Below are 23,386 nucleotides of genomic sequence, written 5' to 3'. Positions count from 1 at the left end.
GGCTCCTGCCCTTACAACTCGGGGTACCTGGGCGTAGGACACGCGCGTTCTGAACGTAGGACACGGGCGTTCTGGAGGTAGGACACGCGCGGGGTCAGGCGCGCAGGACGCCGTCGACCAGGCGGGGCACGGCGGTGCTCACGTTCACCTGGGAGGCCAGCGCCACGTCACCCGCGTGCCCCGCGGCGATCAGCTCCCGGCCGGACACGCAGCCGGCCAGCGCGTCCTCCACCGACGCCCACGCGAACGCCTCCGCCGCCATCGCCGCCTCCACCGACGCCGAGCCGTACCCGAGCAGCGACGCCACCACCGCGCCCGCGCCCAGCCAGTCCTCCACGGCCGGCCGCAACGGCCCGGCGTCGGCCGCCTCCGCGAGGTCCACGCCCCACCGCTCACCGCCCGGGACGACGCCGATCGGCCCGCCGTCCGCCAGCACCCGCGCCGCCCCCGCCACCGCACGCGCGTTGCGCAGGCACCCGGCCAGCACGACCGCCCCCGTCGAGGCGGCCAGGTCGCACAACGTCGCACCGTTCGCGGACGGCAGGTCCAGCACCGTCCCCGGCGGCACCGACACCAACGACGACGGCCGCAACGTCCACGACGGGTCCGCGGGCGGCGCCGCCGACGCCCGGTCTACCCACCGCACCGGGCGGACCGCGCCACCGCGCCCCACGACGACGTCCACCGCCGTCGAGAACGACAGCACGTCCACGACCACGAGCACCGCGCACTGCTCCCCGAGCGCGGCCACCCCTTCCGGACCCCACTCCAACCGCAGCCGGGAACCCTCTTGTCCGAACACCCGGCCAAGGATGGCAGACTTGCTGACGTGCGCGTTTACCTGGGATCGGACCACGCGGGCTTCGAGTTGAAGACCCACCTCGTCAAGCACCTGACCGACGCGGGCCACGAGGTGGTCGACGTCGGTCCGGCGGTGTACGACGCGGAGGACGACTACCCGCCGTTCTGCATCGAGGCCGCCCGCCGCGTGGTCGCGGACGAGGGCAGCCTGGGCGTCGTCATCGGCGGCTCCGGCAACGGCGAGCAGATCGCCGCGAACAAGGTGCCCGGCGCCCGTGCCGCCCTGGCCTACAGCGTGGAGACGGCGAAGCTCGCCCGCGAGCACAACGACGCCCAGCTCATCGGCATCGGCGGCCGGATGCACAGCACCGAGGAGGCGTTCGCGATCGTCGACGCGTTCCTCGCGACCTCGTTCTCCGGTGAGGAGCGGCACGCCCGCCGCATCGCCATCCTCGGTGAGTACGAGCGCACCGGCGAGGCGCCGGCCCTGCCCTGATGCCCGAAGGCCACACGCTCCACCGCCTCGCGAAGCTGCACCAGCGCCGTTACGCGGGCTCGACGGTCCGGGTGTCGAGCCCGCAGGGCAGGTTCCCCGCGTCCCTCGTGGACGGTCGGCTGCTCGAACGCGCCGAGGCGCACGGCAAGCACCTGTTCCACGTCTACGGGCCGGACGCGACCGTGCACGTCCACCTGGGCCTGTACGGGACGTTCACCGAATCACCCCATCCGGTGACGCAACCGGTCGGCGCGGTGCGGATGCGGCTGGTCGGCCCGACCCACTGGACGGACCTGCGCGGCCCGACCAGGTGCGAGGTCCTGACCGACGTCGAGGTCGCCGCCCTGCACGCCCGCCTCGGTCCGGACCCGTTGCGCCGTGACGCGAAACCCGACCTCGCCTACGCGCGCATCGCCCGTTCCCGCCAGTCCGTCGCCGTGCTGCTGATGGACCAGACCGTGCTCGCCGGCGTCGGCAACGTCTACCGCGCCGAAGTGCTGTTCCGGCACGGAATTCACCCGTACGTGCCCGGCCACCGCATCGACCGGGCGTTGTGGGACGACCTGTGGCTCGACCTGACCGTGCTCATGCGCGCGGGCGTGAAGGTCGGCCGCATCGACACCGTGCGGCCCGAGCACCTGCCCGAGGTCACCGGCCGGGCCCCGCGCCAGGACCGGCACGGCGGCGAGGTCTACGTCTACCGCCGCACCGGTCAACCGTGCCTGGTCTGCGGCACGCCCGTCGCCGCCGCCGAACTGGCCGGCCGCAACCTCTACTGGTGCCCCACCTGCCAACCCGCCTGATCAGGCCGGTCGGTCAGATGTCGAACCCGCCGAAGTCGCCACCACCGAAGTCACCGCCGTAATCGCCGCCGTAGTCACCACCGGCGTCACCGCCCGCGTCACCACCACCGCCGTCGCCGCCGTCACCACCGTCGCCGCCATCGCCACCGTCGTCCATGCCGGGGTCCTCGGCAGCCACGGCCGCCGGCACGCCGACCATGCCCGAGAACATCGCGCTGAACAGCAGCATCGAGCCGAAGCCCCACGCGCCCGCCACCAGCGCGGGCTTCCACCACGGCTCCGAGTACCAGCCCTGCGGCACCGGACGGCCCGCCACCACGCCACCGGGGTAGTAGTGCGGCGTGTGCGAACCCGGCCGGGGCGAAGCGGTGTACCGGTGGCCCTCCACCGTGACGTCGCGCTCCTCCGACACCTTGCCCGCGCGGCCCTGCCCGGTGAGGTCCGGCAGCTCGGGACCGGGGTCGAGGTCCATCGCGACCCGCGCGGCCCGCACGTAGTACAGGCCCTCCATCGCGGTCTGCGTGACCAGCCGGCACTGCTCCACCGTGCGCGCCTGCTCCATCTGCGACCCGGCCGCCGTGAACCGCTCGGACGCGTCGGCCATCGCCTGCTGCGAAGCGACGTCCGTGCCGGTCAGGTTCATCACCTGGCCGCCCAACCGCTCCACCCAGCGCCGTGCCTCGGCCTGCGCGTCCTCCAGCTCCCGGCGACGCTTGTCGGCGGCGGAGCGGGCCGAGTACCAGACCGCTCCCACCAGGACCAACAGCACGAGCAACACGATCGTGGTGGTCATCGACCCTCCCGGTGCTTGATGCCCGGAAAACGCCGCACGCCGGGCGGAGGTTCCCGAAACGGTCAGAACACCTCCGGGCAGTGGGGCTCCCGATCACCCAAAAAGGCGTGTGACAAGGCGTTCAGCACACCCGGTGTGACCTCCTGCACGTGCTGGGCTCGAGCGAGTGAGACCAGCCTGGTCCCACCGAGGTACGCCGCGCCCAGCGCCTGCACGTCCAGCACCACGTCCGGGTCGTCGTCCACCCGCTGCACGGTCGCCGCGCCGTCCTTCACGGTGAACCGCCACCGACCCGCGTTCCACGGGCAGAACTCGTCGGACACCTCCAGCACCGCGTCCACGTCGGACTGGTAGCGGCGCTGGGCGAGCGCGCGGTCGACGTCCACGACCCGCACCCACAGCGAGTCGCTCCGGCTGCGCAGCGCCAGCCGCGAGTCCTCCAGCAGGTGCACCACCGGGTCGTCGGAGGCGGTGAAGAACTTCAGCTCACCGACCAGGTCGACGTCCAGCAGGTAGCGGTAGAGCGCCGCGAACGCCTCGTCGGTGCGCGCGACGAGCTCCCGCACGTGCAGCTCGCCGCGCGGTCCGCGGTCCTGCCAGTCGTTCTTGACCCGGTAGACCGCGTAGCCCTGCGGGTGCAGCGCGTACCGGTACGCGCTCAGCCCGCCGCGGTCGCGCTCGGTGTCGGCGAAGTGGTAGTCCCAGGCCGCGTCCGTCCTGCTCAGCCACCCCGTGCGGCCTGGGCGGACGTCCTCGTACACGGCCTTGGCGACCGGCATGGCCTCGTCCCGCGACACCTCGCGCACCCGTTCACCGCCGGTCGACACCCCGCGCCGGAACGCCGCGCCGCGCGGCACGGACAACCGGGAGAACTCCGCCGCGAGCCCGTACCCGAACCGCGGGTAGATCGCCGCCTCGGACGCCCACAGCGCGGCGATCGCTTCCCGGCCCTCGTGCAGGCTGTCCAACTGCGCCCGCATCACGCGCGTCATCACGCCCCGGCGGCGGTGACCCGGTTTCACGCCCACCGACGTGACCGCCGCGACCGGCTGCGGCCCGGCGCCGGGCACCGTGATGTCGCGGCTCTGGATGCCGCCCCCGCCGATCAGCTCGTCACCGTCGAACACGGCGTGGTGGCGTTCCGGCTCGAAGAGGCCGCGCCAGCGTTCGAGCTCGTCGTCCGTGCTGTCGTGCAGGAAGGAGGAGTCGAGGACCCGCTGGAACTCCGCGAGTCCGTCGGCGGTGAGCGTGCGGAGTGTGAGCGCCATTACCCGTTCATACGCCGGTCGGCCGTCGTGCGCGATCGAATTCGGGGGTCGCCCTGGGGTGCGGTGATCAGCGATGCTGCGGGGATGGACGCGCACTCGTTGGCGACCGCGCTCCGCGTCGAGGCGGAGGCGTTGGCGGTCGCAGCCGACCTCTCCCCGCCGGACCGGGCCGTGCCCGCCTGCCCCGGGATGACGGTCGGGGACCTGCTGGAGCACATCGGCTCCATCCACCGCTTGGTGCCGCAGTGGATCGCCCGCGGCGTGCGGCCGGCGGAGTGGACGTGCACACCCGACGACGACCTGATCGGGTGGTACCGGGCTGGAGCGGCGTCTCTGGTCGACGTGCTGGATCCCGCGCGGGCCGACTCACCCGCGCCGACGTGGTGCCCGTGGGACGGCACGCTCGGGTTCTGGGTGCGGCGCATGGCGCACGAGACGGCCGTGCACCGGGTCGACGCGCAGGCCGCCCACGGCGCGGTGGACCCGTTGGACCCCGACCTGGCGGCCGACGGCGTCGACGAGGTGCTGCGGCTGTGGCTGGGCTGCCACCAACCGCCGGGCGTCCACACGTCGGGGCGTGCGGTGGCGCTGCGCGTGCCGGGCCGTGAGTGGACCGTGGCGCTGCACGAGGGGGTCGTCGACTACTGCCCCGGCGTCGACCCGGCGGCCGTGGTCAGCGGCACGGCGTCCGCGGTGGACCTGTGGCTGTGGGGTCGTGCGGGGGAGGAGCACGTGTCGGTGGAGGGTGACGTCGGGGTGGTGCGCGCGCTGCGTGCCGCCGTTGCCGCCGCGACGGGCTGATCCCCGGGCGTTCGGTGAGCACTGTGCGCGTGACCGGTCCGCGTCGGTGACGCGCGGCGACGCCCTAGCGCGGGGCGACGAAGCAGAACTCGTTGCCCTCGAGGTCGAGGAGGACCTGGAAGCTGCCCTGCTCGTCGGTCTGCACGTCACCCCGCGGCGTGGCCCCCAGCGCCACGGCCTCGGCCGTCGCCTGCGCGATGTCGGGGACGTCGATGTCGAGGTGGAGCCGATTCTTGGCCGACTTCGCCTCGGGCACGGGTTGGAAGGAAATGCGCGGCCAACCGGGAGGTTCGACGTGCGCCCACCCGTGCTCCCGATCCACCGGGGAACCACCGAGCAACCCCGCCCAGAACCGCACGAGTCGGGAGGGTTCGAGGCAGTCCACCACGATCTGACCCAGGCGCATGGCCGCCATCATGGCTCACCACGACCCCCGACCGGAAATGGTCAGACAACAGTTCTCGTCAGTTGGGCGTTCTTGCCGAACAGGAACCACCCCAGGCTGCCGAGGAACGGGTACGCCAGGATCACCGCAATCCACAACAACTTCCCACCACCGGTCAACCGCTCGTCGCGCAACACCGACACCGCGGCCGCGATCCACAGCACGACCAGCGCCAACGCGACGAGGGACAGCAGGATCAAGGCGACGACGCCAGCGGTGTCGTGCGACTCCTGAACGACCAAGGCGACCATGGGGGATCAAGCTAGCGAGGCTGTTGCCAATCGGCCCACCGAACCACCCGGACAGGTGAGCAACCACCACCAAGCCCGCAACCACCCGCCCCCTGCACCACCCGACCCTCTTCTCGGCCGGCGCTATCGCTTCACGTGAGTCGCCGGGTGAACCAGCCAGCCCAGCACATTCACCCGGCGACCCACAACGACTGCCTTCGCACGTGTCAGGGGACGACAACAAGGCAATCGAAAAGAGCCTAAAGCCGCACCCATCAATCCCGCCAACCCAACCCCACACCCATCAGTGTGAAGCGAACACCCCCCAATCCCACCGGTCCCACCTCACCACCCCACATCCCACCCACCGTCCACTGTGGAGCCCCTGCCGCCCCGCACTCCGCCACCCAACCGGCCCAACCTCACCCGCCACGACCGTCCCCCGACCAGTCCCCTCCGCGATCGGCCCTCACCACGTCCGCCGGCGGCGACGAGACCGGCAAACACAGAAGGACCGCCCACAGTGGACGGTCCGCAAGAGGTCTACCAGGAGTTTTAAGGAAGAGCGGGTGACGGGAATCGAACCCGCATGACCAGCTTGGAAGGCTGGGGCTCTACCATTGAGCTACACCCGCATCGCGCCTACCGGGGTGGGCGCGTCGGTAGCTTAGCTGGTCGCGATAGGCTGAGGTGGACCGGGGCGTGGCGCAGTTTGGTAGCGCACCCGCTTTGGGAGCGGGGGGTCGCAGGTTCAAATCCTGTCGCCCCGACGGTCGCCCTGGCCAGCCTGGTGGTTGGTCAGGGCCCTTCCCGCCGAGCCGAAGCCCGAGCGGGGTTCAGCCGCCCAGTTCGTTGACGGCGGTGGAGACCGCGGCCGCTTGGCGTTCCAGCTCGTCGTCCGACGAGTTCTCGTCGACGCCCCTCGACAGCAGCTCGGCCCTGGACACCAGCAGCATGGCCCCGCGGAAGGGGTCGGTGTCGAGGTCGTCCACCTGGACCACCTCCAGCCTGCCCTCGACCAGGACCAGGTTGGGGTCGGGCAGGTCCGAGGTCAGCAGCTCGCGCAGATCACTCGCCTTGACGGTCATGGCACCGACCTACCCGGCACTCGTCCCGCGAAACGCGGGCCGTTCTTGCCCACCCCCGCGCCCGGGTGCTCAAGAACGGCTCCCCAGTGTCATGCCGGAGTCGCCACCTGCTCGCTGACCACCTGCGCCGCCGCCGACACGAGTGCCGTCACGGACGGGTTGGTGGAGTTGTCCTGGCGCCACGCGAACTGGGTGTACACCCGGAACGGCGGGACCCAGGGCAGCCGACGCAGCCTGCCGTCGGCCAGCTCCGTCGCGACCGTCACCTCGGGGACAAGCGAGATCCCCAGACCCGAGGCGACCGCCCGCTTGGCGGCGTCGATCGAGTCGAGCGCCAGCACGGGCGACTTCGACTCGGCGTCCTGCAGGCCCAGCGCCTGCTCGAACTGCTCGTAGTAGCTTGCGCCGTTCTCGGCCCGGATGAGCGTGCTGCCGCGCAGCTCGTCCTCGGTGATCACCGAACGCCTGGTCAGGGCGTGGGTCGGACCGGCGACCATGACCAACGGCTCCGGGCACAGCACCGTCGTCTCCAGCCCCTCGCGGGGCTCCACGGAGCCGATGAAGAAGGTGCAGTCCAGCCGCCCCTCACGCACCGAGGTCAGGTTGGCCTGGGTGTTGCGCGAGTGGAGTGAGATCTGGACGCTCGGGTACCGCCAGCACATGTACTCGATCAGTGGTAACAGACGGTAGTCGGTCAGACTCTGTGCGCTGCCGATGACGAGCTTGCCGTGAGGCTCGCCATTCATCGTGATCGCTTTTCTTGCCTTGTCGGTGAGGGTGATGATGTTGCGTGCGAACGGTAGGAGTTCGACGCCCGCGGAAGTCATCTGGATACCGCGTGGAAGTCGGCGGAACAATGGCACCCCGAGGGTTTCCTCAAGAGCCTTGATCCGGGTGGTGATAGTGGGTTGTGAGCAATTCAGCGTGGCGGCTGCCTTGGTGAAACTGCCCGTTTGAACCACAGTTGTGAACGCCAAAAGCTGACGTGTCTCCATGGAGCTCCCCAACGGTGCGTGTAAGTGGTCCACGATGTGGTCGGTGCGGGACGGCATCGTGATCTCTTGTGCGTGGCGGCAGTGACCCGAGCTGCGCTTCTGCTGGTGCGCGGCCCGAGGTCGATCAACATCGCCGCGCTACCGCCAGGGGTGGCAAGCGGTGGCCGGTCGGTGCGCCCGGGACCCGTCGGACCCCGAAGTCACCGCCGGCGCCCAGTGGTTGTCCTGGGTTAGTGTTCGGCAGCGGCGGAATGGATCTCATCGGGTCATCGGCACCTTGTCTGGTAGGTGGTTAAAGAGCTCGATGACATTGTCTCGCTCGTTCCTGTCGGTCCCGGTTGCCGGTTGCGTCCGCTGCTGACCCCCCAGAACGTCCGGCAACGTCAATTATTCCTGGTCCAACATGCGGATCCGGGCGTCACGCTACCTGAAACCCACACTAATGGACTACGGCGGTTGGAGTCATCTCGACAAGTGAAAGTTTTCTGCCGAGCACTACTCCAAACGGCCTCAATTCACTCTTTCTGACGAACCTCCCCTGGCTGATGGTTGCCGACTGTTAGTCGGCTCTACGACATCCGTGTTACACCCCCCGGTGGTGACCTTGCTCGGTGCTGACGCGCTCCGCCAGTCCGTCGGCTCCCATTGCCACTCGAATGGCCTAACGAAATGCCCTGTCGATCCGCCGTTGGGACGCATAGGTGCACCCGAACCGCCTCTGGCGAAGCCGCGAAAATGCGGTCTGCTGCTCCGTTGGTCGGACGTTGCGCGGGCCGGCTCGCGGGCCCGCGGGTCGGCGGGCGGCGCGGAGATCCGAAGCCAAGTTAAGAACCACTGTTGTGATTTCCGCCGCGTCCGGGAGGTGCCTCCCGGGCCCTCCCCGGACCGCCTCGACTGCCGGCTCCCCGGTCGCCCGGGAGACCCCGCCGGAAACCCACCCGAACAGGTGGAATTCGCCCACCGGAGCGAATTCCCGGACCCCGGTGCAAAGGCATTCCCGGCCACGCGGTATTGGGCGCGGGAATGCGCGCCACGCCCGCGGCGCACTCCGCAGACGCCCCGTCACGCCCGGTTGCGGCCCTCGGACCCGGGGTGCTAGCGGCCCCGCCTCCGGCGACCGCCTAGACTCGAACGGAATCCCGGCGCGCGCAGACGCGTTCACGGGGTGTTCCGCACGTCCTGCCCGTTACGAGGAGACCACGTTGAAGAGCACCGTCGAGCACCTGAGCCCGACGCGGGTCCGGATCAACGTCGAGGTGCCGTTCGACGAGCTCAAGTCGGACTTCGACCGCGCGTACCGCAAGCTGGCCAAGCAGGTCCGCATCCCCGGCTTCCGCCCCGGCAAGGCCCCCGCCCGCGTGCTGGAGAGCCGCATCGGCCGCGCGCCCGTGCTGGACGAGGTCGTCCAGGAGGCCATCCCGGCCAAGTACCTGGAGGCCGTCAGCTCCGGTGAGCTGCGCACCCTGGGCCGCCCCGACTTCGAGGTGACCAAGATCGAGGACGGCGAGTCCCTGGCGTTCACCGCCGAGGTCGACGTCCGCCCCGAGATCACCGTCCCCGCCTTCGGTGAGCTGAGCGTCAGCGTCGAGGACCAGGAGGTCACCGACGAAGACGTGGACACCCAGCTCGACGAGCTGCGCGCCCGCTTCGCGACCCTGACCGGCGTCAAGCGCCCGGCCGAGAACGGCGACTTCGTCGTGGTCGACCTGTCGGCCACCGTGGACGGCGAGGAGGTCGAGGAGGCCAAGACCGCCGGCCTGTCCTACGAGATCGGCTCCGGCCAGCTCGTCGAGGGCATCGACGACGCCCTGATCGGCGCCTCCGAGGGCGAGTCGAGGAACTTCACCACCACCCTGGTGGCCGGTGACCACGCCGGCCGCGACGCCGAGGTCACCGTGGTGCTGAACTCGGTCAAGGAGCGCCAGCTGCCCGAGCTGGACGACGAGTTCGCCCAGCTGGCCAGCGAGTTCGACACGCTGGACGAGCTCAAGGCCGACCTGCGCACCCGCCTGGGCCGCGTGAAGAAGATGCAGCAGGGCGTCGAGGCCCGGGACAAGGTGCTGGAGGCGCTGCTGGCCAGCGTCGACGTGCCGCTGCCCGAGGCCGTCGTCCAGGGCGAGATCGAGGCGCGGGCGCACGACGCCATCCACGCCCTCGACCACGACGAGGCGCGCTTCGCGGAGTGGCTGGCCGAGCAGGGCCAGACCCGCGAGCAGTTCGACACCGAGGTCCGCGAGGCCTCCGAGCAGGCGGTCAAGACCCAGCTCGTGCTGGACGCCATCGCTGACGCCGAGCAGCTCAACGTGACCGACGCCGAGCTGACCGAGCGGATCATCTACCAGGCCCAGCGGTTCGGCATCAGCCCGGACGAGTACGTCAAGCGGGCGCAGCAGTCCGGCCAGTTGGGTGCGATCTTCGCCGACGTGCGGCGGGGCAAGGCGCTGGCCTCGGTCGTGCGCCAGGCCGCGGTGACCGACTCCGCCGGCAACGCGCTCGACCTGGACGAGCTCTTCGGCGAGGTGCGGTCCACTGAGGAACCCGCCAACGCGGAGTGAAGCCCTGAGCGAACGCGGGCGGTGTCGGGACGTCGACGCCGCCCGCCTTCGTTAAGGTCGTTGCTACGAGACTCTTTTCGGTAAAGTTAGGCAGGCAGACTTGACGCAGCACTCCTTCCCGACGCCGACGCCCGACCTGCGGGCGGTCACGGGAATGAACCTCGACGACTCGGTCTGCGAGCGGCTCGCCGTGCCGCGGTCGCGGGTCGGAGGGGGCATCGTCACTCGGACCACCAGCCACGGAGCCCCGCAGCACGGCTCCGCGGCCGGGGTGGTCACCCGCGCCGGCCAAACGACGACCAACTGACCGCGAGCAGAGCACCAGGAGACCAGAAGTGAGCAAGTTCCACGCGCCGCAGTCCCGGTACGTGCTCCCGTCGTTCGTCGAGCGCACCAGCTACGGGATCAAGGAGTCCAACCCCTACAACAAGCTGTTCGAGGAGCGCATCATCTTCCTCGGCGTGCAGGTGGACGACGCGTCGGCCAACGACGTGATGGCCCAGCTGCTCGTGCTCGAGTCGGAGGACCCCGACCGCGACATCCTGATGTACATCAACTCGCCGGGTGGCTCGTTCACCTCGCTGATGGCCATCTACGACACCATGCAGTTCGTCCGCCCGGACATCCAGACCTACTGCCTGGGCCAGGCGGCCTCGGCGGCTGCGGTCCTGCTCGCGGCGGGCACCCCCGGCAAGCGGCACGCGCTGCCCAACGCCCGGGTCCTGATCCACCAGCCGGCCACCGAGGGCGTCTACGGGCAGGTCTCCGACCTGGAGATCCAGTCCAACGAGATCCAGCGGGTGCGCAGGCTCCTGGAGAGCACGCTCGCCAAGCACACCAGCCGCTCGGCCGAGCAGGTGCGCGCGGACATCGAGCGCGACAAGATCCTCACCGCCCCCGAGGCGAAGGACTACGGCATCGTCGACACCGTCCTGCCGTACCGGAAGCTCTCGGCCAAGTAGTCCGCATGGCGGGAGCAGTCCCGGCGTGGCGTCCGACACGCCGAACTGACCAGGGGTCCTGCTCAGTTCGGGGTGTCGGGGGCACGCTGGTCCTCCCGCACATGCGGGTCGGACAGGTACCGTCGAGGGGAACGGGCGGACCCCGCATCCAGCGGGCACTCGCCACATCAGCAGTCAGGCGCACCTCACCAGGTCGTGCGCCGGAGGGGACAGAGGTCAGCGGTCATGGCACGTATCGGTGACGGCGGCGACCTGTTGAAGTGCTCTTTCTGCGGCAAGAGCCAGAAGCAGGTGAAAAAACTCATCGCCGGCCCCGGTGTCTACATCTGCGATGAGTGCATCGACCTCTGCAACGAGATCATCGAGGAAGAACTCGCGGAGGCCGGTGACGTCAAGCTCGACGAGCTGCCCAAGCCCGCCGAGATCCACGAGTTCCTCGACCAGTACGTGATCGGCCAGAACGAGGCCAAGCGCACGCTCTCGGTGGCGGTCTACAACCACTACAAGCGCATCCAGGCTGGTGACCGCGGGCGTGAGGGCCGCGACGACGGCGTCGAGCTCGCCAAGTCGAACATCCTCATGCTGGGGCCCACGGGGTGCGGCAAGACCTACCTCGCCCAGACGCTCGCGAAGATGCTGAACGTGCCGTTCGCCATCGCGGACGCCACGGCGCTGACCGAGGCGGGCTACGTGGGTGAGGACGTCGAGAACATCCTCCTCAAGCTCATCCAGGCGGCGGACTACGACGTCAAGCGCGCCGAGACCGGCATCATCTACATCGACGAGGTCGACAAGATCGCTCGAAAGAGTGAAAACCCGTCGATCACGCGTGACGTCTCGGGTGAAGGCGTGCAGCAGGCGCTGCTGAAAATACTGGAGGGGACGACGGCCTCGGTGCCCCCGCAGGGCGGCCGCAAGCACCCGCACCAGGAGTTCATCCAGATCGACACGACGAACGTCCTGTTCATCGTCGCGGGCGCGTTTGCGGGCCTCGACAAGATCATCCAGGACCGGGTCGGCAAGCGGGGCCTGGGCTTCGGCGCCGAGGTGCGCACGAAGGCCGAGGTCGACGCGGCGGACTACTACGCCGAGTCGATGCCCGAGGACCTGATCAAGTTCGGGTTGATCCCCGAGTTCATCGGCCGGTTGCCGATGGTCGCGAGCGTCACGAACCTGGACAAGGAATCGCTGGTCCGCATCCTCACCGAGCCGAAGAACGCGCTGGTCAAGCAGTACCAGAAGCTGTTCGAGATGGACGGCGTGGAGCTGGAGTTCACCCGGACCGCGATGGAGGCGGTCGCGGACCAGGCGATCCTGCGCGGCACGGGCGCCCGCGGCCTGCGGGCGATCATGGAGGAAGTCCTGCTGCCGGTGATGTACGACATCCCCAGCCGCACGGACGTCGCCAAGGTCGTCATCACGGAGCAGACCGTGAAGGAGAACGTGAACCCGACGATCGTGGCCCGGCAGCCCTCGCGCCGGGAGCGCCGCGAGAAGTCGGCCTGAGTTGTCCCTCCCGCACACGCTGATCCTGCACGGCCTGGGTGGTTCCGGGCCCGAGCACTGGCAGAACTGGCTGGCAGGCGAACTGGCCCACCACGGTGGGTCGGTCGACCTGCCCCAGTTCAGCTCCCCCGACGCGCCGCGGTTGGCGACGTGGCTGGGGGAGCTGCGGTCGCACCTGGCCGCCATGCCGTCGGACGGTTCGGTCGAACGGGTGGTCGTCGCCCACTCGCTGGCCGTGCTGCTGTGGCTGCACCACGCGGCCGGGTCGGTCGACCCGGCGCTGCGGGTGGACCGGGTGCTGCTGGTCGCGCCGCCCGCGCCGGACTTCGACGGCGAGCCGCTGATCTCCGAGTTCCTGCACCCCGCGCTCGACCCGGCGGCGGTGCGGGAGGCGGCGGCGTCCACGCGCCTGGTCGTGGGCGAGGGCGACTCCTACTGCACGGTGCCGAAGGCCAAGGAGCTGGCCGAGGCGCTGCGGGTCGAGGTGGACGTCATCGTGGGTGGCGCGCACCTCAACGTGGACGCCGGGTACGGGCCGTGGGGCGCCGCGCTGAAGTGGGTGCGCAGCGGGCGGGTCCCGCTCACCCCGCGCTGACCGTCACCTCGCGCCCGCTACCACCCTGAACAGGCCGGTAGCCCGCCGTGCGGCTGCGTAGGCACGGGGGCGGGCGACCACGGCCGCGTGCAGGTGTGGTGAGGGCTCAGCGGGGGACGCGCTTGCCCAGGAACCGGATGACGTCGGGCACGACCTTGCGGTAGAGCCCGTCGTCGTGGCCGCCGGGGAGGATGGACGCCACGGTCGGCTTGGTGACCGCGATGAACCGCCGGGTGCCGGTGATGAACTTGTCGTGGTCGCCCACCCAGATGCCGACGGGGGCGGTGCCGAGCTTGTCGGTGTTCTTCAGCGGGTCGAGCGAGGCCCACTGCTCCGGGTCGCTGAACGCGTTGCGCTGGGACATCTCGGCCCAGTCGGTCATCAGGGCGGGCGCGATGGCCGCGACGGCGCCGAGCGGCTCACGGCGCTCGTGCCGCCTGCGGGCGTAGAGGAGCGCGCCGAACCCGCCCATCGACACCCCCGTGCAGGCGAACGGGCCGCCGTAGCCGCGGTCGGCCAGCCAGCGGGGCACCTCTTCGAGCAGCATGGCCATCGGGTCGTCGCCGGGGACGTTCTCGTGCCAGTAGTTGTCGCCGCCGTCGACCGCGACGAAGCCGAACGGCGGGACCTGGCCCCGGCCCACGGCCGCCGCCAGCACCTCGTCCATCCCGCCCACCGACGCCAGGCGGGCCGTGCCGTAGCGGCCGTGCAGCAGGATGGACATGGGCAGGCCGCGCGTGGGCACGCCCGGCGGCACGAGGGTGAGCAGGTCGACCTCACGTGCCCGGTACCGCGAGTAAACGCGTTCGACCCGGACGACGGCCCGCTTCACCGCGGGCACCGGACCGGCCACGCCCAACGCCTGCCGCAGCGACTCACCGAGCGGCGCGTCACCGTGCCACGCGGCGGTGACGCCCACCGCCGCCAACGCGGTTCCGCCGAGCGCGGTGAGCACCGCACGCCTGCTGACCATCGCTTCCCCCCGAGCCGTCCCCTGGGGACATCGTCCCTGGTGGGCCGTGCGTTTCGTCAGACCGCCGACTGCGCCCGGAGGGCCGCGACCTGCTCCGCCGAGTAGCCGAGCCCGTGCAGCACGTGGTCGGTGTGCTCGCCCAGCGCGGGCACGGCGGCGGGCTCCCAGTCCCACGCGGAGGAGTCGACGGGCGGGCGCAGGGCGGTCACCTCGCCGTCCGGCACCGGCACCGCGGTCCGGCGGTCCCGGGCGACGAGCTGCGGGTGGTCCGCCAGCTCGGCCACGCCGCGGGTGCGCGCGGCGGGGACGTCGGCCGCGTCGAGCGCGTCGAGCAGGTCGGCGGCGGTCCAGGCGCGGTAGTCCAGCTCGGCGTGCAGGACCGTGCGGTGGTCCACGCGTGAGCTGACCGTGGTGAAGCGCGGGTCGTCGGCCAGCTCCGGTCGGCCCAGCACCCCGCACAGCCGGCGCCACTGCGGGTCGTTCTGCACGGCCAGGTGGACGGTGCCGTCGGCGCACGGGAACGGGCCGTAGGGCGCGATGCTGGGGTGGTGGGCGCCGGTGCGCGGTGCGGCCCGCCCGGTGCCCGCGGCGTACAGCATCGGCTGGTGCATCCACTCGGCCATGGCCTCGAACAGCGACAGGCGCAGCGTGGCGCCCTCGCCGGTGCGGGAGCGGTGCAGGAGGGCGGCCAGGACGGCGGACTGGAGCTGCACGCCCGCGGCGATGTCGGCCACCGAGATGCCGGCGCGGGCGGTGACCTCGCCGTCCCCGGTGAGCTCGACCAGGCCCGCCTCGGACTGCACGAGGGCGTCGAACGCCTTGCGCGCCGCGTACGGGCCCGGTTCGCCGTAGCCGGACAGCTCCCCGATCACCAGATCGGGTTTCACCTGTCGGAGTGAGGACGCGTCCACACCCAGTCGACGCGCGGCGTCGGGCGAGAGGTTGCACAGGACCACGTCGGCGGTGGCGACGAGCTCGTCGAGCACCCGGCGGCCGGCCGGGTGCTTGAGGTCGAGGGTGAGGGACTCCTTGCCGACGTTCGTCCAGGCGAAGTACGACGACACCGAGCCGCACGACGTGTCGTAGTGGCGGGCGAAGTCGCCGCCGTCGGGCCGCTCGACCTTGACCACCCGCGCGCCGAGGTCGGCCAGCAGGCGGGTGGCGTACGGCACGGCGACGGCCTGTTCGAGGCTGACCACGAGCACGCCGTCCAGCGGTCTCACGCCACTACCCGCTGGTGGCCCGTGTAGACGTTGAGCGAGTCGCCGCGCACGAACCCGACCAGCGTGACCCCCTGCTCCTCGGCCAGCTCGGCGGCCAGCGACGACGGCGCGGACACCGCGGCCAGCACCGGCACACCGGCCATCGCGGCCTTCTGCACCAGCTCGAACGACGCCCGCCCGGACACCATCAGCACGGTCCCGCCGAGCGGGACCCGGTTCTGCAGCACGGCCCAGCCCAGCACCTTGTCCACGGCGTTGTGCCGGCCCACGTCCTCGCGCACGACCAGCGCCTCGCCGGTGGTGGTGAACAGCCCGGCGGCGTGCAGGCCCCCGGTGGCCGCGAACACCTTCTGCCGCTGCCGGAGCGCGTCCGGTAGGGCCGACAGGACGTCCACGTCGACCTCGGCGGGGTCGTCGGCGGGGGAGAAGCGGGTCTTCAGCTTCACCGCGTCCAACGCCGCCTTGCCGCACACGCCGCACGACGACGTCGTGTAGAAGTTGCGCTCCACGGTCGGGTCGGGCGGCGCGACGCCGTCGGCCAGCGCCAGGTCCAGCACGTTGTAGGTGTTCATGCCGTCCGGTCCGGTGCCCTCGCAGAACCGGGCCACGGCGATGTCCTCCAGGCCGCCGATCACGCCTTCCGCGAGCAGGAACCCGTGCGCCAGCTCGACGTCGTGGCCCGGCGTGCGCATGGTGACGGTCAGCGCCTTGCCGCCCACGCGGAGCTCCAACGGCTCCTCGGCGGCCAGCGAGTCGACCTTCTTCCTGGACGTTCGTCGCGCATAGGTGACCACTGGGCGACGCACGGTGACTCGCCCCATCGGAAACTCCTTCTCTTGGCTAAGTTTTTCCGCAAGCCACTCACCAGGTTACGGAGGTGTCGGGCAGTGGGTTTCCTGGACCGCTCTCGCACGATCGCCCCACCGGGGTGGAACCGCTGGTTGATCCCGCCCGCCGCGCTGTCGGTGCACCTGGCGATCGGGCAGGCGTACGCGTGGAGCGTGTTCAAGCCACCGCTGGAGGGCGCGCTCGACCTGACCGGGACGCAGAGCGCGCTGCCGTTCCAGCTCGGCATCGTGATGCTCGGCCTGTCGGCGGCGTTCGGCGGCACGCTGGTCGAGCGCAACGGCCCGCGCTGGGCGATGTTCGTGTCCGCGACATGCTTCTCGTCCGGCTTCCTGATCTCGGCGCTCGGCGCGTGGACCCAGCAGTACTGGCTGGTGGTGCTCGGGTACGGGTTCGTCGGCGGCATCGGGTTGGGCATCGGGTACATCTCGCCGGTGTCCACGCTGATCAAGTGGTTCCCGGACCGGCCGGGCATGGCGACCGGCATCGCGATCATGGGTTTCGGCGGCGGCGCGCTGATCGCCTCGCCGTGGTCGGCGCAGATGCTGGAGTCGTTCGGCCGGGACAGCGGCGGCATCGCGCGGGCGTTCCTGGTGCACGGGGTCGTGTACGCGGTGTTCATGTCGGTCGGCGTGCTGCTGGTGCGGGTGCCGGCGCAGGTCGTGGAGCGGGAGGTGGTGCGTTCGGCGGTCAACGTCTCGGCGCGCAACGCCCTGCGCACGCCCCAGTTCTGGCTGCTGTGGGTGGTGCTGTGCTTCAACGTCACCGCGGGCATCGGGATCCTGGAGAAGGCCTCGCCCATGATCCGGGACTTCTTCGCCGGGACGTCCACGCCGGTCGCCGCGGGCGCCGCCGCCGGGTTCGTGGCCCTGCTGTCGCTGGCGAACATGGTGGGCCGGATCGCGTGGTCGTCGACGTCGGACCTGGTGGGGCGCAAGAACGTGTACCGGCTCTACCTGGGCGTCGGCGCGCTGACCTACCTGGTGCTGGCGTTGGCGGGCAACGCGTCCAAGCCGCTGTTCGTGATCTGCGCGATGCTGATCCTGTCGTTCTACGGCGGCGGGTTCGCCACCGTCCCTGCCTACCTGAAGGACCTGTTCGGCACCTACCAGGTCGGTGCGATCCACGGTCGGCTGCTGACCGCGTGGTCGTTGGCCGGCGTGCTGGGGCCGCTGATCGTCAACGCGATCGCGGACGGCGGGAAGGCGGCGGGCAGGAGCGGGCCGGACCTGTACACGGTGTCGCTGTTCATCATGATGGCGCTGCTGGTGCTCGGGTTCGCGGCGAACGAGCTGGTCCGGCCGGTCGCGGCGAAGTACCACGAGCCCGAGGTGGAAGGGGTGGTCCGGTGAGGGGACGCGGTCTGGTGGTGTTCGCCTGGCTGTGGGTCGGCCTGCCGCTGGCCTACGGCCTGGTCGAGCTGATCCGCAAGGTGACGGCGTTGTTCACTGGTTAGAGTCGACCGGGTGGACACCTACGACGTGGTGGTGGTCGGCGGCGGGCACAACGCGCTGGTGGCGGCCGCTTACCTGGCGCGCGCCGGTCGCGCGGTGCTGGTGCTGGAGAAGCTCGCCCACGTCGGTGGCGCGGCGGTGAGCGAGGAGGCGTTCGCGGGCGTCCCGGCGCGGCTGTCGCGGTACTCGTACCTGGTGAGCCTGCTGCCCGACCGGATCGTCGCGGACCTCGGGCTGCGGGTGGCGCTGCGGTCGCGTGCGGCGTCGTCGTACACGCCGGCGGGCGACCTGCTGGTGGAGCGCGACCCCGGTGAGGCGACCGCGGCGTCGTTCCGGGCGCTGACCGGGTCGGACGCGGAGTGGGCGCGGTGGCGCCGGTGGTACGACGACCTGGAGGTGCTGGCCCAGGCGTTGGCGCCGACCGCGCTGGAGCCCCTGCTGTCCCGCGAGCACGCCCGGCTGCGGGTCGACTCGGTGGCGCGGTCGCGGTTGTGGGACCAGGTCGTGGAACGGCCGCTCGGTGAGGCGCTGGAGGAGCTGTTCACCGACGACGTGGTGCGCGGCGTGGTCGCGACGGACGGGTTGATCGGCACGCACGCGTCGCTGCACGACCTGAAGGCCAACCGGTGCTTCCTCTACCACGTGATCGGCAACGGCACGGGGGAGTGGCTGGTGCCGGTGGGCGGCATGGGCGCGGTGACGGCGGAGCTGCTGCGGGTGGCGCGCGAGGCCGGCGCGGAGGTCGTGACGCGCGCCGAGGTCACGCGGGTCGACGCGGACGGCACGGCGGCCGAGGTCGAGTACGACGGCCGCACGGTCGGCGCGAAGTTCGTCCTGTCCGGCGTCGCACCGTCCACGTTGGACAGGTTGCGCGGTCGGACGCCCGCGCCGGTGGCCGAGGGCTGCCAGGTGAAGGTCAACATGCTGCTGGAGCGGCTGCCGCGGTTCCGCAGCGGGGTGGACCCGCGGGTGGCGTTCGCGGGGACGCTGCACCTGGACGAGTCGTACGGGCAGCTGGAGGCGGCGTACCGGGAGAGCGCGGCCGGGCGGGTGCCGTCGGTGCTGCCGGCGGAGATGTACTGCCACACGTTGACCGACCCGTCGATCCTCGCGCCCGAGCTGGTCGGCCGCGGGTGGCACACGTTGACGTTGTTCGGCCTGCACACGCCGGCCGCGTTGTTCGAGCCGGACAACGCCGGGCTGCGGGACCGGCTGGTCGGCCGCTACCTGACCGCGTTGGACGCCCACCTCGTCGAGCCGATCGAGTCGTGCCTGGCGCGGGACGCGAGCGGTGAGCCGTGCCTGGAGGCCCGCACGCCGCTCGACCTGGAGTCCGAGCTGGGGCTGCCGCGCGGCAACATCTTCCACGACGAGCTGGCCTGGCCGTTCGCGGAGTACGAGGACGAGGTCGGCCGGTGGGGCGTCGAGACCGACGTGGCGAACCTGTTCGTCTGCGGTGCGGGGGCCCGGCGCGGCGGCGGGGTCAGCGGGATCGGCGGCCACAACGCGGCGATGGCCGTGTTGGAGCGGTGAGGGTCCGCGTGGGCAGCGCGGTCCGGGGGTTCCCGGGGTTCCCGGGGTGGTTCAGAGGGCGGCGAAGAGGGCGCTGACGAGCTGCTGGGCCTGGTCCGCGGTCGCGCCGGAGGTCACCGTGATCTCGACCGTGCCCGCGCGGGCGGTGACGGCGGTCAGCACGACCTCGCCGGTGACCTCCGTGGTGCGGTAGGCCTCGTCGTGGAAGCCGGGCAGGTCGGTGGCCCGCGGGTGCTCGGCCCGGCCCTCCGCGAACGACGCGGCGTCCGCGCCGGTCTCGAAGCGGACCTCGGTGGTGCCGCCGTCGTAGGTGCAGCGGACGACGTTGTCGGTGATGGTCTGCCGCGGGTGGTTCAGCCGCAGCCGCAGTGCCGCCCCGACCACCTCCTCCGGCGCGTCCTCGCAGTTCACGCCCGCCGACTCGGTGGCGGTCGGTGGCGGCGCCGGTTCGCTGGTCGGGGAGCTGGTCGACGTGCTCGTGCACGCGCTGAGCAAGAGCACGGCGACGGCGGCGGGCACGGTCCTCATCACGTGCGTTGGTTCGCGCGGGCGGCCTCCCGCGTTACCGCCGCACCGGGGGCAAGCGCTTGCGCTCCCCGTCCGGCCGGTTCCGGGTCGACCGGCGGGTGACCGGGTGGGCGGCAGCCGGGAACCCACCCGGCTCAGTCGTCGAGCCGCTCCAGCCGCACCACGATCGACTTGGACGTCGGCGTGCCGGACACGGTGGCCGTGGAGTCCAGCGGCACCAGCGAGTTCGCCTCCGGGAAGTACGCCGCCGCGCAGCCGCGGGCCGTCGGGTAGGCCACCACCCGGAACCGCTCGGCCCGCCGCTCGGTCACGCCCGTCGGGTCGTCGGGCCACTCGCTGACCAGGTCGACGTGCTGCCCGTCGAGCAGGTCCAGCACGTCCAGGTCCTCGGGGCTGACGAACACCACCCGCCGGCCGTCCTTCACGCCCCGGTAGCGGTCGTCCAGGCCGTAGATCGTGGTGTTGTACTGGTCGTGGCTGCGCAGGGTCTGCAGCAGCAGCCGACCCGGCGGCACGCGCAGCACGGTCAGGTCGTTCGCGGAGAAGTGCGCCTTGCCGGTGCGGGTGCCGGTGAACTCGCGGGCGTCGCGCGGCGCGTGCGGCAGCACGAAACCGTCCGGCCGGCGCACCCGCTCGTTGTAGTCCTGGCAGCCGGGCACGACCCGCGCGATCCGGTCCCGGATCAGGTCGTAGTCCTTCTCGAAGTCCTCCCACGGCACCGGGTGCCCCGGCCCGAGCACGGCCCGCGCCAACCGGCACACGATCGAGACCTCCGACAGCAGCCGGTCGCTCGCGGGCTCCAGCCGGCCGCGGGACCGGTGCACGACCGACATCGAGTCCTCGACCGTGACGAACTGCTCGCCGGTGTGCTGCAGGTCGCTCTCCGTGCGGCCCAACGTGGGCAGGATCAGCGCCGTGCGGCCGTGCACCACGTGCGACCGGTTCAGCTTCGTCGACACGTGCACGGTCAGGTCCAGCTTCCGCATCGCCGCCTCGGTGACGGCCGTGTCCGGGGTGGCCGCGACGAAGTTGCCGCCCACCGCGAAGAACACCTTCGCCGCGCCGTCGCGCATGGCCCGGATCGACGCGACCGTGTCGAACCCGCTCTTGCGCGGCACGTCGATGCCGAACTCCGACTCCAGCGCGGACAGGAACTTCTCCGGCATCTTCTCCCAGATGCCCATGGTCCGGTCGCCCTGCACGTTCGAGTGGCCGCGCACCGGGCACAGGCCCGCGCCGGGCTTGCCGATCATGCCGCGCAGCAGCGCCACGTTCGCGATCTCGCGGATCGTCGGCACCGAGTGCTTGTGCTGGGTCAACCCCATGGCCCAGCAGAAGATCGTGCGCTGCGAGTCGGCCAGCATCCGGGCCAGCAGCTCGACCTGGGCGCGCGGCAGGCCGGTCGCCGCGTCGACCGACTCCCAGTCCAGCCGCCGCACGTGGTCGGCGTACTCGGCGAACCCGTTCGTGAAGCCCTCCACGAACCCGGTGTCCACCGCGTCCCACGACAGCAGCAGGTTGCCGACCGCCTGGAACAGCGCCTGGTCGCCGCCCAGCCGGATCTGGAGGAACTCGTCCGCGAGCTTCGTGCCCGCGCCCACCAGCCCGCGGACGTTCTGCGGGTTCTTGAACCGCATCAACCCCGCCTCGGGCAGCGGGTTCACCGCCACGATCCGCGCGCCGTTGCGCTTGGCCTCCTCCAGCGCCGACAGCATCCGCGGGTGGTTCGTGCCAGGGTTCTGGCCCACGACCACGATCAGGTCCGCGCGGCCGAAGTCGTCGATGCTGACCGAGCCCTTGCCGATGCCGGTGGTCTCCGACAGCGCCGCGCCGGACGACTCGTGGCACATGTTCGAGCAGTCCGGCAGGTTGTTCGTGCCGAACGAGCGGACCAGCAGCTGGTACAGGAACGCGGCCTCGTTGCTGGTGCGGCCGGAGGTGTAGAACACGGCCTCGTCCGGGCTCGCCAGGCCGTCGAGGTGCGAGGCGATCAACGAGAACGCGTCCTGCCACTCGATCGGCTCGTAGTGCGTGGCCCCCTCGCGCAGCACCACCGGCTCGGTGATCCGGCCCTGCTGCCCCAGCCAGTAGTCGGTCCTCCCGGCCAGTTCCGCGATCGGGTGCGCGGCGAAGAACTCCGGCCCGACGCGCCGCCTGGTCGCCTCCTCGGCCACCGCCTTCGCGCCGTTCTCGCAGAACTCGGCCAGCTTGCGGTGCCCCTGCGGCTCCGGCCACGCGCAGCCGGGGCAGTCGAACCCCTCGCGCTGGTTGAGCAGCCGCAGGGTGGTGGCCGTGCGGGCGACGCCCATCTGCTCGACGCCGCGCTTGACCGACACCGCGACGCCGGGGATGCCCGCCGCCCACCGCTTGGGCTCGCTCACGTCGAGCTGTGACTCGTCGATGTCCTGCCGGGGCGGGTTGCGGTCCATACCCCATATTGTGCCGCCGGCGCACCCCGCGCGAGCGCGCCGGCGGACTGTCCGATCGCCGGCCGGCCAGAGTCGGCGCGAGACCGCTGGCACGGGCCCCAAGGGGTTGTGACCGGCCCGTGCATCCAGCGCCTCACCTGCGACGAGCCGGTGATCACAGTCAATTGTGATCGGCGCCACTCCGACCGAGAATCGTCCGATCGGGTGACGCCCTTACCGGTAGTGGCCGCCGCCGTTCGCCCGGCCGGAGCCTCCCCGCCGCGCGTTCAGTCCGGGCAGCCGTCGGCCGGCGACGACGGGGAGCCGAGGTCGAAGTCCAGCTCCGGCGGCAGCGACGGTTCGGTGAACGCGGGCGCCAGGTAGCCCCGCTTGGCCGCCGAGCACGCCATCGAGTGCAGCGACCCCACCGACGCGTCCGCCCACAACCCCTCCACGCCGGGACCGCCCGTGCGCACCGAGTACCGCACCTGGAACCGGGACAGCGCCACCACGTCCATCGGCCCGCGCACCAGGTCGGGCCGCTCGGGCGCGAACGCGTAGGCGAACGTGTAGTCCGTCCGCACCGCCAGCTCGCCGTCCGGGCCGACCTCGGCGGCCATCTCGCCGCGGACCTTCGGCTCCGCGCCCGCCAGCCGCGCGCCACCGTCCACCCGCGTCACCACCAACGCCGCCTCACCGTCGTTGCGGCCGTCGAACAGCACCCGCAGCGACTCGCGCAGGTCCGGCGCGAACAACCGGAAGAACGGCTCCAGGTCGTGCTGCTCGACCACCCGCCGGTCCAACCGCGCCGCGACCACCGCCTCGCGCACCCGTTCGTAGGCCCCCGCGACCTGGTCCGCCGAGTACGCGCCCACCGGGCCCGCCTCCGGCACCACCACTCCCGCCGCGCCGTCCGCCCACGACGCCGCCGACGTGCCCGCGAACGGCTCGTCCAGGTCCACCGCGCGCACCGCCGAGGGAGTGCGCTCCTCCGACCCCGACTCGATCACCGCCCAGCCCAGCAGCACCGCCGCCACCGCGATCGCCACCCCGCCCCAGAACCGCCGCCGCGGCCGGCGCGGC

The 23,386-nt window shown here is 71.4% G+C and carries 23 protein-coding genes and 2 tRNA genes; 11 read left to right on the top strand and 14 right to left on the bottom strand.

What is annotated here, in order from left to right; all coding sequences use genetic code 11:
* Nucleotides 1–94 precede the first annotated feature (94 nt).
* A complete protein-coding gene (locus tag AB0G02_RS10285; protein WP_360792221.1) occupies nucleotides 95–802 on the bottom strand; it encodes a 2-phosphosulfolactate phosphatase in 708 nt (235 codons plus the stop codon).
* Between the two features lie 27 nt (nucleotides 803–829).
* Between AB0G02_RS10285 and AB0G02_RS10280 the strand changes: the two genes are divergently transcribed.
* A complete protein-coding gene (locus AB0G02_RS10280; protein ID WP_360792219.1) occupies nucleotides 830–1,297 on the top strand; it encodes a ribose-5-phosphate isomerase in 468 nt (155 codons plus the stop codon).
* Complete coding sequence (locus AB0G02_RS10275) at nucleotides 1,297–2,100, top strand: zinc finger domain-containing protein (RefSeq protein ID WP_360792217.1); 804 nt, start codon at nucleotides 1,297–1,299, stop codon at nucleotides 2,098–2,100. Before AB0G02_RS10280 ends, AB0G02_RS10275 begins: the two co-directional genes overlap by 1 nt.
* 13 nt (nucleotides 2,101–2,113) lie before the next feature.
* Here the strand turns inward: AB0G02_RS10275 and AB0G02_RS10270 are convergent, their stop codons facing one another.
* Together AB0G02_RS10270 and AB0G02_RS10265 are read right to left on the bottom strand one after the other, a co-directional pair.
* The gene (locus AB0G02_RS10270; RefSeq protein WP_360792215.1) at nucleotides 2,114–2,893 is read right to left on the bottom strand and encodes a hypothetical protein; all 780 of its coding nucleotides are present in this window, start codon (nucleotides 2,891–2,893) and stop codon (nucleotides 2,114–2,116) included.
* Between the two features lie 62 nt (nucleotides 2,894–2,955).
* Entirely contained in the window at nucleotides 2,956–4,161 is a 1,206-nt protein-coding gene (locus AB0G02_RS10265; protein WP_360792213.1) for a GNAT family N-acetyltransferase, read from the bottom strand.
* A 63-nt stretch (nucleotides 4,162–4,224) separates the two neighbouring features.
* Between AB0G02_RS10265 and AB0G02_RS10260 the strand changes: the two genes are divergently transcribed.
* Nucleotides 4,225–4,962: a maleylpyruvate isomerase family mycothiol-dependent enzyme gene (locus AB0G02_RS10260; protein ID WP_360792211.1), complete on the top strand. Its 738-nt coding sequence runs from the start codon at nucleotides 4,225–4,227 to the stop codon at nucleotides 4,960–4,962.
* A 64-nt stretch (nucleotides 4,963–5,026) separates the two neighbouring features.
* Here AB0G02_RS10260 and AB0G02_RS10255 read toward each other — a convergent pair whose 3' ends face one another.
* The 3 genes from AB0G02_RS10255 to AB0G02_RS10245 form a co-directional block, all read right to left on the bottom strand.
* A complete protein-coding gene (locus tag AB0G02_RS10255; protein ID WP_360792209.1) occupies nucleotides 5,027–5,368 on the bottom strand; it encodes a VOC family protein in 342 nt (113 codons plus the stop codon).
* 41 nt (nucleotides 5,369–5,409) lie between these two features.
* Nucleotides 5,410–5,658, bottom strand: coding sequence for a PLD nuclease N-terminal domain-containing protein (locus AB0G02_RS10250; protein ID WP_360792207.1), 249 nt, complete (start codon nucleotides 5,656–5,658; stop codon nucleotides 5,410–5,412).
* Between the two features lie 543 nt (nucleotides 5,659–6,201).
* Nucleotides 6,202–6,272, bottom strand: a tRNA-Gly gene (locus tag AB0G02_RS10245).
* A 61-nt stretch (nucleotides 6,273–6,333) separates the two neighbouring features.
* Here AB0G02_RS10245 and AB0G02_RS10240 point away from each other — a divergent pair.
* Nucleotides 6,334–6,407 (top strand) — tRNA-Pro (locus AB0G02_RS10240).
* Between the two features lie 66 nt (nucleotides 6,408–6,473).
* Here the strand turns inward: AB0G02_RS10240 and AB0G02_RS10235 are convergent.
* Nucleotides 6,474–6,725, bottom strand: a complete 252-nt coding sequence (locus AB0G02_RS10235) for a hypothetical protein (RefSeq protein WP_360792205.1) — start codon at nucleotides 6,723–6,725, stop codon at nucleotides 6,474–6,476.
* An 89-nt stretch (nucleotides 6,726–6,814) separates the two neighbouring features.
* On the bottom strand, nucleotides 6,815–7,720 hold the full coding sequence (locus tag AB0G02_RS10230; protein ID WP_360792203.1) for a LysR family transcriptional regulator: 906 nt from the start codon (nucleotides 7,718–7,720) through the stop codon (nucleotides 6,815–6,817).
* Between the two features lie 1,202 nt (nucleotides 7,721–8,922).
* Between AB0G02_RS10230 and tig the strand changes: the two genes are divergently transcribed.
* From tig to AB0G02_RS10205, 5 genes are all read left to right on the top strand, one after another.
* A complete protein-coding gene (gene tig, locus AB0G02_RS10225) occupies nucleotides 8,923–10,275 on the top strand; it encodes a trigger factor (RefSeq protein WP_360792201.1) in 1,353 nt (450 codons plus the stop codon).
* 100 nt (nucleotides 10,276–10,375) lie between these two features.
* A complete protein-coding gene (locus tag AB0G02_RS10220) occupies nucleotides 10,376–10,582 on the top strand; it encodes a hypothetical protein (RefSeq protein ID WP_360792199.1) in 207 nt (68 codons plus the stop codon).
* Nucleotides 10,583–10,610: 28 nt separating this feature from the next.
* Nucleotides 10,611–11,237, top strand: a complete 627-nt coding sequence (locus tag AB0G02_RS10215) for an ATP-dependent Clp protease proteolytic subunit (protein ID WP_360792197.1) — start codon at nucleotides 10,611–10,613, stop codon at nucleotides 11,235–11,237.
* A 225-nt stretch (nucleotides 11,238–11,462) separates the two neighbouring features.
* The gene (gene clpX, locus AB0G02_RS10210; protein ID WP_053722864.1) at nucleotides 11,463–12,743 is read left to right on the top strand and encodes an ATP-dependent Clp protease ATP-binding subunit ClpX; all 1,281 of its coding nucleotides are present in this window, start codon (nucleotides 11,463–11,465) and stop codon (nucleotides 12,741–12,743) included.
* 1 nt (nucleotide 12,744) lies between these two features.
* Nucleotides 12,745–13,338: an alpha/beta hydrolase gene (locus tag AB0G02_RS10205; protein ID WP_360792194.1), complete on the top strand. Its 594-nt coding sequence runs from the start codon at nucleotides 12,745–12,747 to the stop codon at nucleotides 13,336–13,338.
* Nucleotides 13,339–13,444: 106 nt separating this feature from the next.
* On the opposite strand, the gene AB0G02_RS10200 is transcribed toward AB0G02_RS10205, so the two are convergent.
* Genes AB0G02_RS10200 through fdhD form a run of 3 tightly spaced genes read right to left on the bottom strand, consistent with a single transcriptional unit; the run spans nucleotide 13,445 to nucleotide 16,355 of the window.
* Entirely contained in the window at nucleotides 13,445–14,311 is an 867-nt protein-coding gene (locus tag AB0G02_RS10200) for an alpha/beta hydrolase-fold protein (RefSeq protein ID WP_360792192.1), read from the bottom strand.
* A 56-nt stretch (nucleotides 14,312–14,367) separates the two neighbouring features.
* Entirely contained in the window at nucleotides 14,368–15,534 is a 1,167-nt protein-coding gene (locus AB0G02_RS10195) for a CaiB/BaiF CoA-transferase family protein (protein WP_360792190.1), read from the bottom strand.
* Nucleotides 15,531–16,355: a formate dehydrogenase accessory sulfurtransferase FdhD gene (gene fdhD / locus AB0G02_RS10190; protein ID WP_360792188.1), complete on the bottom strand. Its 825-nt coding sequence runs from the start codon at nucleotides 16,353–16,355 to the stop codon at nucleotides 15,531–15,533. The genes AB0G02_RS10195 and fdhD overlap by 4 nt, the downstream gene beginning before the upstream one ends.
* A 66-nt stretch (nucleotides 16,356–16,421) precedes the next feature.
* Here fdhD and AB0G02_RS10185 point away from each other — a divergent pair, with 66 nt between their 5' ends.
* Both AB0G02_RS10185 and AB0G02_RS10180 read left to right on the top strand, forming a co-directional pair.
* Complete coding sequence (locus AB0G02_RS10185) at nucleotides 16,422–17,732, top strand: OFA family MFS transporter (protein WP_360792186.1); 1,311 nt, start codon at nucleotides 16,422–16,424, stop codon at nucleotides 17,730–17,732.
* A 114-nt stretch (nucleotides 17,733–17,846) separates the two neighbouring features.
* On the top strand, nucleotides 17,847–19,367 hold the full coding sequence (locus tag AB0G02_RS10180) for an NAD(P)/FAD-dependent oxidoreductase (RefSeq protein WP_360792184.1): 1,521 nt from the start codon (nucleotides 17,847–17,849) through the stop codon (nucleotides 19,365–19,367).
* Between the two features lie 51 nt (nucleotides 19,368–19,418).
* Here AB0G02_RS10180 and AB0G02_RS10175 read toward each other — a convergent pair whose 3' ends face one another.
* From AB0G02_RS10175 to AB0G02_RS10165, 3 genes are all read right to left on the bottom strand, one after another.
* Nucleotides 19,419–19,895, bottom strand: a complete 477-nt coding sequence (locus AB0G02_RS10175) for a hypothetical protein (protein WP_360792182.1) — start codon at nucleotides 19,893–19,895, stop codon at nucleotides 19,419–19,421.
* Between the two features lie 134 nt (nucleotides 19,896–20,029).
* Nucleotides 20,030–22,324, bottom strand: coding sequence for an FdhF/YdeP family oxidoreductase (locus AB0G02_RS10170; protein WP_360792180.1), 2,295 nt, complete (start codon nucleotides 22,322–22,324; stop codon nucleotides 20,030–20,032).
* Nucleotides 22,325–22,590: 266 nt separating this feature from the next.
* A partial coding sequence (locus AB0G02_RS10165) for a hypothetical protein (protein ID WP_360792178.1) occupies nucleotides 22,591–23,386 on the bottom strand: 796 nt, incomplete at its 5' end.

It is taken from the genome of Actinosynnema sp. NPDC023658, assembly GCF_040639995.1.
In the GTDB taxonomy this organism is placed as follows: Bacteria; Actinomycetota; Actinomycetes; order Mycobacteriales; family Pseudonocardiaceae; genus Actinosynnema.
Note: the sequence above shows the minus strand (reverse complement) of the source record. Positions and strands in the feature narration are given on the sequence as shown.